Annotated in this window: 1 protein-coding gene and 1 pseudogene; both read left to right on the top strand. The window is 79.5% G+C overall.

Annotated elements, in window-relative coordinates; all coding sequences use genetic code 11:
* Positions 1–345: 345 nt before the first annotated feature.
* A complete protein-coding gene (locus tag ACEPPI_RS40340) occupies positions 346–1,752 on the top strand; it encodes a hypothetical protein (RefSeq protein ID WP_373920216.1) in 1,407 nt (468 codons plus the stop codon).
* A 200-nt stretch (positions 1,753–1,952) separates the two neighbouring features.
* Positions 1,953–2,336, top strand: a pseudogene (locus ACEPPI_RS40335) (hypothetical protein); the annotation flags it as partial.

Raw genomic sequence — 2,336 nt, 5'->3', positions numbered from 1 at the left:
GGGGGGGGGGGGGGGGGGGGGGGGGGGGGGGGGGGGGGGGGGGGGGGGGGGGGGGGGGGGGGGGGGGGGGGGGGGGGGGGGGGGGGGGGGGGGGGGGGGGGGGGGGGGGCGAGGGGTGCGCGGCGTGACGGAGTGAGCCGGGGGGACCGGTTCCGCTCCGCCGGGGCCCGTAGTGCTCCCGTACGCCAGGGGCACGGGACGCGGCCGTGTGTCACGGTGTGCACAGGTCCTAGTGAGGCGCAGGACGGCCGGACCCGGTACGTCCGCCGCGACCCCGACGTGTTGAATGTCCGGCCGCGTTGAAGCGGTGGACACCTGTACGACCCGGCGACCTGGGCGGTTCTGATGGCCGAGCGTGAACCCAACGGACGACTGCGCACCCTCCTGAACGACGCCCGCTGGAGCGGGCAGGACTTCGCCCGCGCCGTGAACGGCGTGGCGGCCGAGACCGGTCTCACCCTGCGCTACGACCGCACGTCCGTCTCCCACTGGCTCGCCGGCACCCGACCCTCCGCCCACGTGGTGGCCCTCGCCGCCGAGGCGCTGAGCCGGCGGACCGGCCGCCGGATCAGCGCGGCCGACACCGGGCTCGCCCGGGCCGCGTCGGGTGCGGGCGCGTCCCGGAAACCGCCCGGGGGCACGGCGGGCGGGGCACCGGGCACGACCGGCGGTACGACCGGCGGTACGACCGCGGGTGCATCCGCCGCCCCGTACGGCACCGGGCCCGGCGCGGCCGGCTTGGCCGGGGGACCCTCCGGCGAGGTCCCGGTCTACTCCTCCGCCTGGCGGCCCCGCGAGGAACCGCCGGCCGGGGCCGCGGCCCCGCGGACCCCTCCGGGGGCCCGGCTCGAACACCACCACGTCGCGGCGGCCGAGGCCCTGCTGCCGGTGTTCCGGGACGCCGACATGGCGTACGGCAGCGGTCGGGTCCGCCCGGCCCTGACCGCCTACCTCACCACCACCGTCGTCCCCTGGCTGAGCGCCGACGCGCCGCCCGCCGTCCGCCACCGGCTGCTCGGCAGCGCCGCCCGCCTCGCCTACACGGCCGGATTCCTGTGCTTCGACGGCAACGAACAGGGCCTCGCCCAGGCCTACTACCGGTCGGCGCTGAGGCTGGGCCGGGAGGCGGGGGACCCGCGGTGCCACGCGCCCGTGCTCCGGGCCATGAGCGTCCAGGCCCACCACCTGGGCCACCGCAAGCAGGCCCTGGAGCTGGCCGAGGCCGCAGCCCGAGACGTCCCCCGACTGCCTCCGGTCCAGGCGGCGTTCGTCACCGGCCAGCTCGCCGTCGCGGAGGCCGCCTGCGGAGACCGGCGCGCCGCCCTGACCCATCTGGGCCGTGCCGAAAGGCTGCTGGAACGCGCGACGGGCCGGTGCGCCCCGATCGGCGACTACCACCGGGCCGCCTACCACCACCAGCAGTCCGAGGTCCTGGCCGCGCTGGGCGACACGGCGGGCGCCGTGGCGGCCCTGTCCTCCTCGCTGCGCCACCGCCCGCCCGCCGAACGCCGTGCCCGTGCCGTCACCTCCGCACGGCTCGCCGAACTCCAGCTGGATCGCGGCCACCTGGAGCGGGCCTGCGCGACCTGGCACGAACTGCTGGACACGGTGGGCCCGTTGGAGTCGGCCCGGGTAACCGAGGCGGCGCGCAGACTACGGGTCCGCCTCCGCGCAGCCGGGGGCAACCGCACCGCCCGCGCCCTCCTCGCCCGCCTGGCCCCCGCCCGGTGCCGTGACCGCCCGGTGCCGTGACCGCCCAGTGCCGTGACCGGTCGGCCGCGCCGGTCACGGCACCGGGGTGGCCGGATCGCCGCAGGTCCGGTACGCGGGACGGCCGAAGGGGCGCGCGCCGTCGCGGCCCGCGTCCCCGGGAACGGTTGTCCGGGGGCCGGGAATCCGCTCTACTGCTGTGCAGCCCCGGGCCGGGGCACGTTCCTGGGAGGGGCTGCGAGATGACGGCGGACGGGCGCTCTCACCGGCGGAAGGACGGCCCTTCGCGGCCCTCGTCCCACCGCCGCCGGCCACGGCCGCTCGGGAAGCGGCCCCTGCTCGCCCTCCTCGTCGCCTTCCTCCTCGCCGGGGCCTGCGTCGCCACCGGCATGGTCTGGGACCCCTTCCGGGCCGCCGCCGGCCAGGACCGCGCCGGGCCCGGCAGCGGCGCGCCCCGGCCCACCGCCGCGCCCACCACCCGAGATCCCGCCGCCCCCACCACGGGCCCCGGGAGCACGGGCCCGGCGCAGGCCCCGCCCCCCGGCCCCCGTCCGGGCCGGGTGGCCACCGGGGGGGGCCCCCCCGCCCGCGCCCTGGCCATAGTACATCCCGGACCCGCCGATAGG

The sequence above is a fragment of the Streptomyces sp. AB3(2024) genome (assembly GCF_041862025.1).
Lineage (GTDB): Bacteria > Actinomycetota > Actinomycetes > Streptomycetales > Streptomycetaceae > Streptomyces.
The sequence above is the reverse complement of the archived record's forward strand: the minus strand, read 5'-3'. Positions and strand labels throughout refer to the sequence as shown.

Excerpts from the sequence above, each read along its gene's own strand:
- ACEPPI_RS40340 (WP_373920216.1), top strand. The coding sequence starts at position 346 with ATGGCCGAGCGTGAACCCAACGGACGACTGCGCACCCTCCTGAACGAC.